The following is a 16,204-nucleotide window of genomic DNA, read 5'->3' as shown; positions in this document are numbered from 1 at the left end:
GTTAAAAATATTTTTTTGTTTTTTGACAAATCGGCCAGCAAAAGGTTCCATAGACGGGCATTTATTTTGCTGTAGTCAGCACTCTGCCCCCCCTGATGGGTATTCAGCATTAATTCCCCGCCATTACCACTTTGCAGGCCACATAAAGCGGAGCGATAAACTGAGCGTACCGTACAAACTCCCAGAATGTCGGCTGCCAGCTTCTCAGTTCAACTTGCGGTGGAGTTGTGACGGTAATATCCAGGCTTTTGAGGGAGAAACTGCGTGATTCATATCGCCCCGGGCTGAACAACCCCCATAATGCATACCATTGGCAATCCGGAGCTGCAGGTTCTGATGCACAGGGCTGGTAGTAGAACGGCATATTTTTCAGATTCATGGTTACTTTGAACGTGTATCGGCTATCAGGAGCCAGATAATCTTCGAAGCTCAACGCATCAGGGGAGAATAACAGTCGCCCCGGATAATAGATGAGCCCGGGTAAATAAGTCCGGTAAATTGCTGCCCCGACTCCATAATCGAAACTGAGCTGGTAGCGTGTCGAAGCTCTGAGGGTATCACTGGCCCCGCTATCTGGCACGGGGTCCACCAGCAGCTGGATATGGTCATCAAAATAGGCGGTGGATTTCAGCCGCTCTCCCAGCCAGGTGGATTCGTAAAGCTGCACCCTGATCAGTGGTGATGTTTCGGCAGACATGGTTGATAACGACAGATCTTTGAAGGTGTAACTTGCTGTGTCTTCGACGATTAATCCACAAGGATAGCCCCTGGATTGATAGTCCCCGTTCAGATCAAATGCGCCCCCCCACACAATGGCTGACGACATATCGCCGCCAGGGAACCAGAGAGTATTGGGTGGACTGGATAGAATTCGCCGATCGGTGAGCACCTCAAAACTGACATTGTCAAAACCGTTCAGGCGACATTGCAGGGAGGCAGGCTGCCACAGATTATTATTGCGTGTGTGAATTTGGTAGGCATTCTTTGGGTCATTAATATTCAGCGTTGGTTTCAGCCGAACCGAAGGCGAGCGTAAATTGCTGACCGACAGCTGCCCTTCTTCACCACGTATCAGGTCATAACCATTGGCCGGGCAAAAAATGCTGACCGACAGCTGCTCTTTTTCACCAGGTAACAGGTCATAACCATTGGCCAGACGCGTGATAACCCCGGGTCGGCCAGGACTCAAGTCAGGCGAGTCTTTTTTCACAAATTTCACGTTATAGACCAGTTTGCCCATGCCACAGGGACTGCGTCCCTCCTGGGCAACATCGGCGTAGCAACTTCGGGCAACGTCCCTGCAATTCCTGGTATCGGACTGACGTCGATTTTGTCCGGTGGGCGTTTGTTGATCACATACCCGGTAAGTCCCACAGATAGCCGAATCCTTAATCAGTCGGCAATCTTCCCACTTCCAGATAAGGTCAATCGGGTAGTCCAAAATGCCCCCATACTCCGGGGCCGGAAGGTCGCGCAACCATTGGACGGCCTGATCAGGGTCTGTTTTTTTCAATGCATGCCAGGCGGCTTCATCCAACGGATCCGGATAGCGAGTCCAGGAGGATTCGGCACTGCCACACTGCAGGTACTCATGTCGTACATTGCGGCTTTGATCCAATGGCAAAATCTTTCCGGGACAGGCAAGGCTTATCCGTGGTCCTGAATAGAAGGGGAACAGGTTCTTTTCAACACACCGGTTCTCAGGGCGGGGCGGAGTGACCCTGTCCATACCGGGTCGGCCGTTTCTTGCCGGTGAGCCACGGTTTGCAGTACGGGGGCGTTCATGGTCCCGATAAGCAGGACGACCACTTGTCAGCGTAGCCATCCACCCGGGTTCAGGTGGTGGCGGTATATAAGGGGGTGCAGAGGGTACATTAACCGACGGCCCCAACCCCATTGTTGCAGGAGTGACCGAGGATGGAGAATGAGGGGAGGCATTCACCGGTGCTATACATCTGTTCGCCAGGGCCAGAAAAATAAACGTCTGAGCAGGAGCAGATACGATCTTGCGCGTAATCTTGTGAAGAGCGCTGACAGTCCCATAAGCACAATCCAGCACTGGGCTTAGCCAATTTGCAGGGGAAGCAGGTACTTCTGATGAGTTGGCGGATGTTGCTATTTCTGGTTGAGAAATGGTGGGACTGGCAGTAGTAGTTAACATGGTCAATTCTTCATGACAGTATTACACGTGATCTCTAGAAGATGTGCCAATTATGATTTTCTGACACATCCAACATGGAATTCTGACCATAGGGAAAAGTTTTAGTTCACTGCCAAATGAGGAATGTTCTGAACCGTAAAATCATTACGAAAAATCTGAGAACATATTCTTCAGCCGGTCAGTAGTACGAATCTTTTTCTGTTTCTCAGAAGAAAAGTTCCAACTTTTTTCTGACAGATTGGTTTACAATGCTTGCGTCGTAATGAATCGCCTGCTGAGACTGGAACAGCTTCACGTTTACGCTAAAAAATAATTGACGAGGATTTAAAATTGGATATTAGATCTGACAACAACACGCCACCCACATTTAATGAACGACCCACTGAAGCACTACCCCCATATCAAAGAGCTGCAAGAGAAGGTTTTTTGAACGCCTTAGACTTTCTTCCCCGGGATATAGCCTGTGTAGAAGCGAAGGAAATTATTAAACACCTGCTTGATAAGTATCAGATTAGTATTAGTGAATTAGCTGGAGCTCATTCTGGCTCGCATTTATCTGAACGTAGTGTGAGTATCCCAACAAGATTATCTCCAATCAGACAACTGATGCAAGCAGATGAAAATACTGATTTGTTAAAAGGTTTAAACACACTGGTAAAGGGATTTAACGAAGAAGTATCTGAATTTGAGAAAATAATCGATAGTAAAAATCAAAAGGAAATTACTGCCAAGGCTCACGGCCTGACCAGAATTGCCACTCAGCTCAATAAAAGATTCTTTCACCATTATGATTACAGACCTAATTTCCCACAAGCCACACTGGATTTATTCAAGCTTGTTACGATGACCCCCTCTGATTTCAGCCGATGTTCCAAAGCGATCTATCGATTGTTCGAGAGTACTGGTCAGTGCAGCAAAACCGAGGGGCCTACTGATCATCAAAAAAAGGCACTCACTGAATTTTGTGACAAGCTACTCAAAGCAACAGCTCATGAGAACTATGCCCACCAGAGAGATATTGAATATGGACGTAAGTACTATGCCGACCAGATAGATATTAAATTTATAAAAGAGGAGCTGGAGAATGGGTATTATCCGGAATCTTCTTCCAATACGGTAGCTAACTTCTGCTCTACCGTTATTCTGTTTACCCGGGACGTAAAAGTTTTCCGAGATACTCTGGATGCATTATTCACATTGTATGAATTCACACCATCCGAAGCACCATTGAAGGAGATTCCAGAGGATCTTAATAAAACAATTAATGAATACGCCACAAAAGCAGATGGGTTTGATAGTTATCGTCAGTAATCGGCGTTCCAACTTTTTGCTGACATATTGGTCTATTTTGAGCACGTCGTAATGAATATCCTGCTGAGGCTGGAGCAGCTTCAGGTTGATGGCAAAGCATAATTAAGGAAATCCCAGAGGAACTTAATAGAGAAAAAGGAGAAAATTGAATCATTTCATGCACGATGAAAAAAACAATCATTCTTCTGAAAAGTCCGGAAACATATGCTTTAGCCGGTCAATAATTCCCAGGGTGTTCTTTTGCCCCCAAACATTTTCATCCAGAAATTTCTGCACATCTTTTAAAAACAGCCTCACCAATACGTGCAAGAATTTTCTGGGCTGACAAACCGTGCTGCTCACTCCCGGTTGAGCTGGCATCTGATGCATTTTCAACAGGAACAGCTGATGGAGCTGGGCCTAACATATTCCGCAGATATGCCACCTTTTCACTATCACTCCTGTCACTGTGTATCGTTTTGTGAAAGATGTTGTGAGTATCGGTTAAAATTTCAGCGCTTCTGTCAATGATATATTTTTCTCTTTCGATCTTCAGATAGGGAATATGAGCATATTCAGCTGGCTTAGTGTATCTTTCGATTATTAAAGGTTCCGGAATTTCAAAACATTTAAAGCTTATTGGCGTCCATTCTGGAACATCCTCAAAACATCCGCCATAAAAAAGACTCAACGCCTCAAACACGGTATCAATATGGATCTGATCTCTTTTACTTAATTCGTACAGACACTCATTAACCTTCCGGCTTTGCACAAAAAAACATTTCGCTATTCCTCCTGTGACGGCGGAATCCTTCCATCTCATCAGACCCAATGCATGGTCAATATCATCCCGGGAAAGTCCATATTCACGCATTTTCACCTTTACTGACGAACAGAAACGAGTAGAGTTGTAACTATCTTGACCATTCACTAAAAATACCGGGCAAATCGGGGCATTAGCCAACTCAAGCTCTACGTGTTGCCGGATCAAATCAGCAACGGCCAAATGCACAGGTAAGACCGAACTTGCATCCGGTTCTGCATCTATCCCTATTTGCAGCGTATCGTCCTGATTACTTTGGCACAGCCGATGTGCATCTAACTCAGCCGGGGGTATTTGCCTGACGCCCCTTGGCCCAAAACGAGCCTCTGGTGAAGAAGGTTTAGAAGCATCCGGTGAATGGCTTGCCAGGGAAAGGGCATTGAATTTAGCCGAAACCTCTAATTGAGCCGGGAATTCAGAGTTCATCCAGCCTGACCCTTATTATTGATTGTTTCAATACATCTTCAGACTCCCTGTATCCAATTAAGTTCTCCGACATTACAAAATGAAAATCATTCTCTAGAATCAGCTGAAAGAGAAATAGAAGGACTCTGTGAGTATTTCATGACGTGCTTGCAATCGGTACTGACCCAGTTGTTATACCTGTCCGGCGGCGGTTGCAATATATTGGATAATTCAAATAACTATTCACTCCAGCAGCAAAGGTAAAATTTATGGAACCAGCAGCTTTGCAACAGCAATTGGGCGGATCTTTAATTCGCGCATCAAATGCCGCATTTGGCATAAAGAGCCCGGACGGGCATGTATATACCGCAGATGACAAACAGGCGGCATTAGGACGGCATACTGTCAAAAAACTCAATATATCAACAGGCTATCTTGCAGGCATGGCCGCTAAAGGTGGTATTTCAGGTGCTTTGGGTGGTATTGCTGGCGTTACCTTTGTTGGTCTTACCAGAGCCACTGGAGAGTTCTCATGGAAACCTGTGGCCATAGCGGGAGCAGCGGGTGCAACACTGAACGTATTGAGAGCCATCGCCAATGCCAGGCCCATGACGCCACTGGAGCATGCCAGCCAGGAACTGGAGCAGGCCATGGAAGATGAAGCCTATCTGCTCAATCATCCGCTGGATCAGCCTGACCATGAATACAGCAGCGATGACTTTTTGGTTATCAAATATATGACGAATAGATACCAGGATTCCTGGAAGTCACTCTGGCTATTATGGGCAGGTATTCACACCCACGATCACCAGAGTAACTTTAATAAAAGCATGAATGAGTTCAGCGCTGTGTTAGAAGGTGAATATGGCGTGAAGAAGGAGGATATTAGCAACGTTATTGCCAGTATGGGGGATATCGACTCCCCGGAAGCTGCAACAGAACTTCCGGATTTCAAACGATTGATGACGAAGTTTCCTGTCCCGGCAAAAGACCAGGAAGATCTTGCCAGGCGGATGTTTATCTTTAACCGCATCATTACGGAAGATCTGGACAAACGCCAGAGTCGCCCGGTCAGTGAACTCTACCAGGACCTGCTCAAGACCAGGTACAGCCATTACAGGGAGCGCCTTGGACAGGATAAGATCCGATTGCAGGAAGATGTTTGTATTTTGCGGGGAGTTGAAAGAAATCACTCGGCTCCGGTATCAGGTCCGTCTGCAACCGGAACTGCTGAAAGCTAGCACATGGTTTCAATGAGTCGGGTGTCGGCTCCTTATAGGAGCTGGCCTGCGAAAGGCTTGCTTTCTGGTTTCGCAACTTTCTCGGGATTGTGGGAACAAGTCCGGTCGTAAAAAAAGGCTCTTTGCCGGAGCAAGGAGCCTTTGGTTTAACTTTAAGCGTGTTGGTGTTGAACGTGCGCGCTTCCCAGGCGTCTTTGGCATCCTGCATCGCGATGCTGTTGTTCCACACCAGTTCACCAAAGTTCAGGGTTGTGGTGGCTGCCAGACCGTAGCGGTCAGAAAGTTCAAATTTTCCTTAGTGACTGTATTTGTTGCAGTAACATAGTCACCGTTGACTTCATATTCACCACCAAAACTGATGCTAAAGAAGCCGTCATCACTCAGATAGTTAACTGCCGGACGAACCATGAAGCTGTTATGGCTGGAATCAATGTCAACAACACCCTGTAAATACTCGCTGCTGTTTTCGAGTACGCTTTCGGTATCACCGTAAACAGTAGAAACTTCGGCAGTCCAGTTGCCCATCTCGCCGATAATACGAGCTTGACCAGCATCACCACCACGACCACGGCCCTCTTTCGCCATATAGTAATAGATGCCGCTACCAATGCTGTCAGCGCCATCAGCATAAAACAGCGCAACGTCTTTACCCAGCGGGAACAGGTTCATGGCTTCGTAACGGCCAATCTGGAATGCCCAGCTGTCTTTTCGGCCAAACATTACTTACAAAAAGTTGACCCAGCTCAACATCTTGCAAATGTTTCATAAGAAAATAGTCAAACAACAAGGACTGTTGATTTTTTAGTTGCTCTTATAGAATAGTTACATCGCTTTTCGGGTCTTTAGACATTGACAACACACCGAGAATATCAACAAGGCTCAATCCATTTAGTCTGCCAGGGCCAATTAAGCCATATCACGGCCAAGCCTACCTCCTTTCCGCCTATTACTTATTGATCATGGACGCCTAACCTCATAAAGTGCCTGCCCTTCTCATGACCAGCACGGAAATGTCATGAGTTGTATCATCAGTCACCGGGGTCCTTAATGAAGCCAACCAATCACTTTGTCGCTGTAGAAGCCAACATTGCTGCGGGCAAGTCAACTCTTCTTCCCAAACTGGCAGCAGAGCTGGGCTGGGACGCCATTCAGGAGCCTGTGAATGACCCGGAATTTACACGATTGCTTCAGGAGTTCACAGACCACCCAAATGATGCGGTTAAGCGTATTCAGTTTCAGGAGTACATTACCAATCGCCGGGCCAGCATTGTTGAGCAGTTGCCCACTGACCGCAACTATCTGATTGAGCGCTCCCTTTACTCTGATTTGATTTTCACCCAGGCGAACTTTCTGGGGATGGTCAAACCAGATGAACGCTATATGCTGCATTATTGTGAAATCCAGCGCAGACTGAAGGATTATCCGGTGATCAGCGCGGTCATTTATCTCAGAACCGCTCCGAACATTGCCCATAGCCGTCTGATTGAGCGGGCAAGAAGTGCCGAGGATGGAACTCCACTGACGTACCTCTGCGATATCCATAACTATCATGAGGCCATCCTGCCACAGATCTGCCGCTCAATGGGGACACCATTAATCACTGTGAACTGGGATGATTTTGGCTGCGAAAAAAATCTGGCAAAACAACTGCTGGAAACGATTCAACCGGGCACGCTGAAGCCTGCAGTCTGTGATGCACAAAACCATCATCTGTGAGAGAAACATTCAGAACATGGGGAGGAACAGAGTGCGCGACTGTCATGATTAAAGGATCGAAAAGATTGACAATCGAAAAGCAGCCAGTATTGGTGAACGCTCTTGACTTAACAGAGCTACAAACATCAGGATCAGAGGATCTTACACCAGCAGCCTTAGTCTGAAGACTTTCAGTCTGACTTTTGTGTTGTGATCTTGCAGATTCAAGTTCTGTTTTCATGGGTGAGGGTATGTATTCCCAGACTCCGGGATTTGCGTCGATTGCTGAAACGATAAAGGCAGGATCATCTCGAAGCCAAGTATTAGCAAACCTGAAAGCTAAAGGATTATGTCCGATTAAGCCCAGCAAATAATCGCGATCCTCCAATAGCTCTCCCTTAACATAAACCAAGAGACCAATATCATAAGCAATTAAGGTTTCAATAATGCTTTTATCGCTTCGGATTCTTTCACTTGCATGACGCAGAGCATCCGAACACTGTGCGACAGCGGCCCTTACAACATCAACATTATCCTGAAAATCCGGGCTTGCATATTCCAGCTGTTTGCCTTGTTGAGTGACTGCGGCCATGACGACATCTCTGTCATTCTTCAGTCCTTGGCTAACATATTGCAAGTCATTTGGGTGCTTTGCAATGGTTGGTAATACAAGGTCTTCATCATTTCGAACCCGTCGGCTGGCATACTGCAGCCCTTGCTCCAGCAGGACATTCCTGATCTTTTCTTTATGACCCGGAAGTGGCTGACCCGGTGGAACCTTAAACGCCAGGCGGTAACTCCAACAAGATGGTTCGATAATATAGTATTGATCTTTCAAGTCGTCATACACAAGATCAACCAATTGGGTAGCGTTTTTGCAATTTGACGATAATAAAAGATGATGTAAGAGTTCCCTGCGGGTGTCCAGATCAATCTTATCACTCGCAAACATTTTCTGAAGTTGGTCATCCGATGTAATCACCAAGCATTTTAACCCTTGAACATGATCAATAAATTGTTGGTGGTATTTGCTTAATAACGAAGAGTAGCTGGAAATTATGCCCGCAAAACTATAGGCCAATAAGAAAAGACAATGGTTGAAGGCGAATCTATTGGCTTCTTCTGAAAAATCATTGTTAAGGCGTTGTGCAAGAAAGTTAAAGTTCCACTGATCTCCTTCAACAATGGGTCTGTCTTTGAGGTGAAGATCCAGATCACTCATACCACATAACACAGACAGCAGTTTTTCAAAGGCCTCCTGCATGGTTGACCTTAATTTCATTCGGGGGCATTCGACGATAATTTCTCCTGCTACGGCATTGCAACTCAGCTTGATGCCATCAGCATCCTTATCCAGTTCGACCGCTTTCAGTAACTGCGCCAAAAACCACATGCGTTTCAACTTGCCAGGTTTATCACTGCCATCAGGTTTCTTAAAACTGTCAGAAACTTTCAGCCGCAAGATGCGTCCTTTCCCCCCCTCTGCGTGTTCAAGTAGCTCGATAACGCACACATGACTTCCTAACACCAGATTAACAATCAAGGCATCATCCATACTGACGACAGTCCCTGATTTTCCTATATCATTGAGGAGCTGTTTGCAGGACGGATTTAATAGCGGTGTCTTTACAGCCGAGCCACCCGGAGTCGTGCAATCAACATAGGTGATGCACCGTTCATTAGAAAGCCTGCCCTGACCAGAATCCATAGTGACCGGTCCCAACGCCTCAACAAAGCGTTTATGGAGGGCAAAAATTAACTCATGGACACTCCGGACCTGCTCAGCCTGCGAAGGATTGAGTGCTTCAAGGCTGGATTGTAACTGATGACAGGCTGACACCCACTGACGAAACCTTCCCACGGGTGGCAGTGATGTTTCAACGGCATGCAATGGATGGATGATGGTGTTTACCGTTGAGGTGATGGTCTGTTTCAGCGTTTCGAACCGGGTGATCAGCAGCAGTGATTCTGCCTGCAATGACTTGACCCGGTCTGAACTGCTGTCACCCGCCAGCAGCAAGAATGCGCGGTAACCGTCCAACAGTGCTTCAGCTCCATGAATCAGCCGGTTTACACTGTCCCTGGTCTCTGCCACTAAATGTGCTCGTTGTGGCGACATACTCAGTTTGATCGGGTGTGCCAAACAATCCAGTCCACCGCCAGGGGCAAACAGTGACAGCAGGCGGGCATTTTGATCCGAGAGCCAGTGAAAACCGCTGGCGACCTGACAGAATGTGCCTTGTGGGAGGGACAAATCTTCCCATGACGGGATGTCTCTTGCTAACGGCACATCAGAAAAAGCAGAGGACAGACTCCCGTAACTGACCAGTTTTCTGCTGAGGTCACCGGTAACAACAAAGGCACCGGGCTTACCGTTAAAGCGGGCGCAGGCCAGCGTGGCCTGTTGGCCAACCTGAGCGACCACTGCCGGGTACTGGCCACCAGCCACCATTAAGGGTATTTTTTTCTGTCTCAGGAAGATCCCCACATGGTCATTCCGTCCTCCCGTGGCAACGGCAAAACCCCCTACCCGTTTCAGAAATTCAGGCTCAAGCATCCACTCTTCAGCGTGCTGGGCAACGACAATGGCTCCCTCTGGCATAGTGTCTGTGGCTTGTTTATTGGCCAACCAGAGTGATCCGGTGCAATAGCCTTCACTGACGTCCTCGCCACTGGCCAGGGTCTCTTTGGGTATGGGCATGGCAAACTCCATACCCCCGGGAAGCCGGGTAATAGGGCGCACCTGCAACAGGAACAGGCGACCCTGATGATCGATGGCAAACTCCACATCCACGGGGCAGAGCAACAGGTCTTCCAGCTTGGTCACCGCTTGCATGAGTTCTTCAATCTGGTCATCACTGAGTCGATACCCATCACCGTCTGATTGTGCATCAGTATCAATCGCTGTTTCCGAATAGCCGTTATTATCTGTGTTTTTGTCCAGGATGAAGTGACTTGAGATGGTCCCGCGAATGTATTGGGCGTTGTAAGCACCTTCTTTGCAATCCTTGCGCACAATGTCGATGCGGTGGGGCGTGTTACCGGACTGCCCTCCTACTATGCCTCTGGGCTGACCGGATGTGTACTCAACCCTGACGGTATTATCACCCTGAAGTGATTGAAAGCTCATGGCTACCCCACCATATTTGCAGTTAATGCACTTTTGGATAATCAGTGCCATGGGTTGTGGTATACCCCCGGAACATAATTCAGGCCGGTAACCTGAGGCCATGACTTTAAGGCAGGTGCGCAAAACATCATCTTCTCCCTGAACTTCAGAGAGGTATTTGCCCGCCTGGGCATCGCCGTAGTTATCTTCGTTGATGCCAGAACTGCGGACAATAACCGGCTGTGATCTGGATATTCGGTCACGCAGAGCCCTGATGTGTTTGGCCGCTTCAGAATCTTTAACCTGTTGGTAAAAGTCATTACTGGCGACAAATATTGCCAGACCTGCCAGCCAGTCATTCCTTTTGGTTTGCTCTGAAGGTGGCAAGGCATTGAGATATTTCCTGATGTTCATCAGACTGGTCTCTACCCAAGGTTCACTAATGCCAGAGAGATAGGGAGCTAAAAGACGGGTATCCAGAGGGTGTTGCTCAAGAGCATTCATTACCTCAGCGGTAACACATTGGAACGGTGGGACAGACAATCCTATTTCCTGCATGCGTCGCAAAAACATTCCCTTTCCCCCAAGTTGCTCCCGGTTTGGCGGGGAATGGTTCGCCTGATGGAATGGTGATGACACATGTGAACTGCACAGACGCCTGGCTAATGGATTGTTGACGGCAGGATTGCCACGGGGATCATAATCGTTAATATACCTTCTGGCTGGCCTGCTGCCCCCGTCGGATAAATTGAGGGACCTGGTATCAATATTTGAATTCGTTGCCGGGTTTTGATAACCCAAATAATGAGCTTTAACATGAAACATTTAGAATCCCTCTAACATAAATATCCATGAAATTATGACCAGTGTTTTAGTTTTTGAATGATGATATAGCCAGGAATCTGTATATGACCCTAAATTGGACAAAGATATTGTTATAAAGTTCACAGTAAAAAATTAAGTCCATGCTCTCTAAAAGGGCATAAAAAAACAGACACTTACCAAACCCGTCGTAAAGCATCGCGAAATCGGGCGGAGATATAAGACAGGAAGGCCGGGCAGCGCAGGCATGGAGCGTTCCGCAATGTGGAATTTTATGCGATAACCAAGCCCGGGCGGCACCACCTGTTCACTGAGCAATGAACGGTGGAACAGAAACGTTCCCGGAGCGATCTAAGAGCCTTCGCCCAGGCGGGGAGTGTCAGGTGACAGTGTCTATCAGTTAGAGGTCATGGAGTGGATTCTCAGGCCAGGGTGAACTGAACAGATCATTCAACAATTGTTCATCGACCTGATCAACGGTGTTAAATTTCCATTGGGGATTTTTATCCTTGTCAACCAGCCGGGAGCGGACACCTTCGCAGAAATCGCCCTTAAGTACCGTATTGACGGACAAAGCCAACTCACTCTGAAGCGCCTCTTTAAGGGACATGTGCCGTGCTCGCTGTAACTGTCGATAGCCAATGGCTGCCGACAGTGGCGAACCATGAAGTGCGGTTTTTCTGGCGGCCAGCAGCCAGTCATCATCGGTCTCAAGGCTATCAATGGCGGTCATCACATTGGCCAGTGATGGTTGATCCATCAGTCCGGCAATTAAATCCCTGTGCTCACGCACCTTTGAATAGGGTAGCCACCCGGCACTTTTTTCCCGGTATTTCTGCAGGACAGAATAAACGACAGCGTGGGCTTCTGAAGCGTTCCAGTCTGCTTGCTGCAAAGACTCCAGAACATTGTCACAAAATGCATGATCAATAAAACGGTTAGCCAGGCCAACATAGATCGCATCAGCCGCATTAAGCCGACAGCCGGTCAACGCCATAAACAGGCCAAGCCTTGCGGGCAGATGGCTCAGGATCCAGCTGCCGGCAACGTCCGGATAGAGGCCAATACTGATTTCCGGCATGGCCAGCATGGAGGTATCCGTCACTATTCTGAAATCAGCCCCCGCCATCAGGCCAATACCGCCGCCCATCACAATGCCATTACCCCAGCAGATAACCGGCTTGGGATAGGTGTGAATCAGGTAATCAACACGGTATTCTGTGGCAAAAAAATGACCGGGCACCTCAGGCTTGCCATCAATAACCGCCTGCCTCAGCGCCCGCACATCACCACCAGCACAAAAGGCCTTTTCACCGCTGCCCTGCATAAACACGGCCACAACATCATCATTGTCACGCCAGTCAGAAAATTGCTGAAGCAGCAGGTCAATCATGGATTGATTCAATGCGTTCAATGCTTTTTCAGCATTCAGCGTGATCAGACCAATCTTTTTATTATCCCGGGCATTCAGTTCGGAAAACAGAACATCAGCGGCCATATTCGTACCTCTCCATATCCGTTGGCAAAAGCATAGGTAACTGAGTCTTGATTATCAATGAAAATACCAAAACAGGGTATTGAAGATCGGGGCAGCGATAACTGCCCCGGATAAAAGCTATTTACTGACCGGCAGATCCTTCAGACAATCAATGGTGTTGCATTCGATTCTGTCAGTCTCTTTTTGGTACGCCTTCTTGTGAGGCTCGCCAAACGAGCGAATAACAAGCTTACCCCTGTTTTGCACCAGCCTTGCTAGGGCAGACTGCATATCCGAGGGCTTGAGTTTGCCAATTTCATCCGCAATTTTCACTCGATTGTCAAAATCCAGCTCGCCACTGGCAATTCCCTGCCAGAAACGACCATTACGTTCATCCATATTGTCATCTTTCTTCAGCAGGTCACCGATCAACCCCTGACGGTACTGTTCCAGCTCCTGGTCGGTCAGTCCTACCAGTACCGCTTTCTGATCGTTCAAAAACTGATCTACACGACCTTCCAGACCAATAGGGTCCAGCTTGGGCGATTGCACCACAAAAATAACACCGGGGTGTTTCTCAAAGGGACGAGGTCCGGCAAACACCACGTACCCCAGCTGCTGTTCCGTCCGCAGGCTGTTAAAAAACGGATTTGCCAGCAGACGACCCAGCAATGCGTATTGAGCGCGCTCCCGGTTATCCGTTTTGGGAATCTGGTAATAACTGATCAACATCGAGTCATCATGCTCAATAGCCATATTCAGAACACGGTTGGTGTCGCCCAGAAGGTGGAAGGGCAGATCAAAACGGTCCCGACGATTATGGTCATTCAGTAATGCCGACTCAACCATTGACGACAGTGTTAGTGCTTCTTGCTGACTGTGGTTACCATAAACCAGCATTTCTATATGAATCTGCCGGTAGAAGTCATGGGCATAATTAATCAATTGCTCATAAGTGACCTTTTCAGCAGCATTCAACAGAACATCATCCTCCGGATAGGAAGGATAGGTTGCCTGGCTAAGCGCATCCATTCCCAGTCGGTAAGGGGCATGGAACTTCTTGTTTTTCAGCCCTCTGACCAGCACTGCCTGTTCCTGTTCAAACGCGCTCTTCTCAGGCTTAAAGGTTGTCACTGCCTTGAGTATGTCTTCCAGCAGTACAGCCTGTTTGTCCTGATATCCCGCAAGGCTGATCAACAACCCTCGTCGTCCGGCCGTGATGCTGTAATTGAGACCCGCCTCCCTGGCCGGATAGCCATACTCATTGAGACTTCTTGACAGCAGCGACTTGTATATCTGAATCAATACATTATCGTCAGGTGTCGCTGAAGCAACCGGTGTAGAGATCATCACCCGTACATTGCCACGGGGCATATTGAATCTGGTATCGGTCAGGCTCCATACCCGTAATCCCGGCTGTTCAAGAATAACCGATGGTTCAGTGACCTGGCCGCTGTCATGCAGCTCAAGGTTACTGGCGATAAACGGGTTCGGTTCAGGAATAGTCAATGACTGTCGGGCAATGGGCGTCTTCAGCCGTGTGACCAGCTCAGCGGCAAGGGGCTGAATGCTGTATTGCGTTTCAAAATACGGCTCAACCTGATCCGTAGACAGGTTCTGGGCAATGACCACCTGACGCAGATTTTCCGGGGTCATTCTGGCCAGATAACCCGAGATCAGCTCAGGGTCGTAGGAGTCATAAAGATAATTTGCTTCCAGCAGATGCTCCGGTGGCAGATAGTGCATTCTGGCCGCCAGCCCTGAGGCAGTCTGCTGCGGGTTACGGTCTTCCTGATAACGAAAGGCCAGCTCTGCAATTTGTTTGCTCTCCTCATAGAGCCATGGCTCAAGACCTTCCCTGCGAATCAGATCAAGATAGTCAAATACCATGGCCGTAATCTCATCCACCCGGGCCAGCCCTTCAGGCGTCAACTCCATGCGAACGGTAAACTCACTGTACTCATTGGGCAGGTCACTGCTGTAGGCTGCCAGTGAAACAATCAGGCCACGTTCTTTCAACAAACTGTGCAAACTGCCTTTGCCTTCGTAACCAATGATTCGGGCAAGATAGCCCAGAGGCTTGATATGGTAAAAAGGCTGTGTACTGGGCATGGGAAAACCCAGTGACAGAACCCGGGTATCTTTTAATGGCACAATATTGATACGGGCCTGCAATTCATTCCGGGTATACGGCTGTTTACCAATAATCAAATCGGGTTTTGCGCCCGGGGGAACCATCGAAAAAGAGGTATTCACCCACTGCTCAAGCCTGTCCAGTGGCTCTTTGCCATAAACAACCACACCCATATTGGCAGCAACATAGTACCTGTCATGAAAATCCTTTAACGACTGCCAGAGCTGCCCGTCACGATCATGCAGTGTGTCAAGGCTGCCGATATTAAACCGGCTCTTCGGGTGCTCCGGGTTTGACGTGGCATTGAGCGCCATAAAGAGACGCCAGCCATCCTCTCTGGCGTGCAGGCGATACTCTGCATCGACCGCATTTTTTTCCCGCTCTACATAGTTCGGATCCAGCCTGGGCGCGATAAAAAACTGGGCAAGGCGATCCAGCGCTGGCTGCAGCTGGTCGCTGTTAATATCAAAGTAGTAATTGGTTCGTACATCCGTCGTATAGGCATTACTGCTGCCACCATTGGCACGGATAAATTCAGAGTAACTGTCTACGTCCGGGTACTTTTCCGTCCCCATAAACAGCATGTGTTCGAGGAAGTGGGCAAGCCCAAGACGGTCGTCGGGGTCCTGGTAACTACCAACATTCACATCCACCGCAGCTGCCGACTTGTCGGTATCCGGGTCTGAGATCAGCAGCACCTTGAGACCATTATCCAAAGTGATATAGCGATAATGCCGGTCATCAGCAGGGCTTTTTATTACGTCTCCCGGGGTCACAAGGGCTTCTCTCTCCGTCGTCATTGAACAACCTGCTATTGAAACCATGGTTAATACTCCTGCAACCATTGACACCAGTTTTTTTAACATATCAGCTTTCACTGTCCGGAACATCATACAATCTTTTGATCTATCCTGTTTTATTCGGCTTGCTGGCAAATCACCAGCCACCTGCGTTTTCCAGGAGCCTGTCGGACTTAAGCGTCCGTAGCGAGGATTGCGAGAAATTGAGGATAAAAATTTCTGCTTCTGAGGAGAATAGCGGGGCTAT

9 protein-coding genes are annotated in these 16,204 nt (G+C 48.1%); 3 read left to right on the top strand and 6 right to left on the bottom strand.

What is annotated here, in order from left to right; translation table 11 throughout:
* Positions 1-109: 109 nt before the first annotated feature.
* Entirely contained in the window at positions 110-2,161 is a 2,052-nt protein-coding gene (locus ACO6VE_RS00045) for a hypothetical protein (RefSeq protein ID WP_422459038.1), read from the bottom strand.
* 330 nt (positions 2,162-2,491) lie between these two features.
* Here ACO6VE_RS00045 and ACO6VE_RS00040 point away from each other — a divergent pair, with 330 nt between their 5' ends.
* A complete protein-coding gene (locus tag ACO6VE_RS00040; RefSeq protein WP_422445075.1) occupies positions 2,492-3,472 on the top strand; it encodes a hypothetical protein in 981 nt (326 codons plus the stop codon).
* A 256-nt stretch (positions 3,473-3,728) separates the two neighbouring features.
* Here the strand turns inward: ACO6VE_RS00040 and ACO6VE_RS00035 are convergent, their stop codons facing one another.
* Positions 3,729-4,700, bottom strand: coding sequence for a hypothetical protein (locus ACO6VE_RS00035; protein ID WP_422459036.1), 972 nt, complete (start codon positions 4,698-4,700; stop codon positions 3,729-3,731).
* 248 nt (positions 4,701-4,948) lie between these two features.
* Here ACO6VE_RS00035 and ACO6VE_RS00030 point away from each other — a divergent pair, with 248 nt between their 5' ends.
* On the top strand, positions 4,949-5,920 hold the full coding sequence (locus ACO6VE_RS00030; RefSeq protein WP_422459035.1) for a hypothetical protein: 972 nt from the start codon (positions 4,949-4,951) through the stop codon (positions 5,918-5,920).
* 243 nt (positions 5,921-6,163) lie between these two features.
* Here the strand turns inward: ACO6VE_RS00030 and ACO6VE_RS00025 are convergent, their stop codons facing one another.
* Entirely contained in the window at positions 6,164-6,640 is a 477-nt protein-coding gene (locus ACO6VE_RS00025) for a carbohydrate porin (protein ID WP_422459033.1), read from the bottom strand.
* A 327-nt stretch (positions 6,641-6,967) separates the two neighbouring features.
* Between ACO6VE_RS00025 and ACO6VE_RS00020 the strand changes: the two genes are divergently transcribed.
* Positions 6,968-7,636, top strand: a complete 669-nt coding sequence (locus tag ACO6VE_RS00020) for a deoxynucleoside kinase (RefSeq protein ID WP_422459031.1) — start codon at positions 6,968-6,970, stop codon at positions 7,634-7,636.
* On the opposite strand, the gene ACO6VE_RS00015 is transcribed toward ACO6VE_RS00020, so the two are convergent.
* From ACO6VE_RS00015 to ACO6VE_RS00005, 3 genes are all read right to left on the bottom strand, one after another.
* Entirely contained in the window at positions 7,518-11,549 is a 4,032-nt protein-coding gene (locus tag ACO6VE_RS00015) for a PEP/pyruvate-binding domain-containing protein (protein ID WP_422459029.1), read from the bottom strand. The genes ACO6VE_RS00020 and ACO6VE_RS00015 overlap by 119 nt on opposite strands.
* A gap of 397 nt (positions 11,550-11,946) precedes the next feature.
* Positions 11,947-13,044, bottom strand: a complete 1,098-nt coding sequence (locus ACO6VE_RS00010) for an enoyl-CoA hydratase/isomerase family protein (protein ID WP_422459027.1) — start codon at positions 13,042-13,044, stop codon at positions 11,947-11,949.
* A 117-nt stretch (positions 13,045-13,161) separates the two neighbouring features.
* A complete protein-coding gene (locus ACO6VE_RS00005) occupies positions 13,162-15,981 on the bottom strand; it encodes an insulinase family protein (RefSeq protein ID WP_422459025.1) in 2,820 nt (939 codons plus the stop codon).
* Positions 15,982-16,204 lie beyond the last annotated feature (223 nt).

Origin of the sequence: Endozoicomonas sp. ALB115 (genome assembly GCF_049310245.1) — a bacterium.
In the GTDB taxonomy this organism is placed as follows: Bacteria; Pseudomonadota; Gammaproteobacteria; order Pseudomonadales; family Endozoicomonadaceae; genus Endozoicomonas.
This window is presented reverse-complemented; position numbering and strand designations above follow the sequence as displayed.

Excerpts from the sequence above, each read along its gene's own strand:
- ACO6VE_RS00045 (WP_422459038.1), bottom strand. The coding sequence starts at position 2,161 with ATGTTAACTACTACTGCCAGTCCCACCATTTCTCAACCAGAAATAGCA.
- ACO6VE_RS00035 (WP_422459036.1), bottom strand. The coding sequence starts at position 4,700 with ATGAACTCTGAATTCCCGGCTCAATTAGAGGTTTCGGCTAAATTCAAT.
- ACO6VE_RS00030 (WP_422459035.1), top strand. The coding sequence starts at position 4,949 with ATGGAACCAGCAGCTTTGCAACAGCAATTGGGCGGATCTTTAATTCGC.
- ACO6VE_RS00025 (WP_422459033.1), bottom strand. The coding sequence starts at position 6,640 with ATGTTTGGCCGAAAAGACAGCTGGGCATTCCAGATTGGCCGTTACGAA.
- ACO6VE_RS00020 (WP_422459031.1), top strand. The coding sequence starts at position 6,968 with ATGAAGCCAACCAATCACTTTGTCGCTGTAGAAGCCAACATTGCTGCG.
- ACO6VE_RS00015 (WP_422459029.1), bottom strand. The coding sequence starts at position 11,549 with ATGTTTCATGTTAAAGCTCATTATTTGGGTTATCAAAACCCGGCAACG.
- ACO6VE_RS00010 (WP_422459027.1), bottom strand. The coding sequence starts at position 13,044 with ATGGCCGCTGATGTTCTGTTTTCCGAACTGAATGCCCGGGATAATAAA.
- ACO6VE_RS00005 (WP_422459025.1), bottom strand. The coding sequence starts at position 15,981 with ATGGTTTCAATAGCAGGTTGTTCAATGACGACGGAGAGAGAAGCCCTT.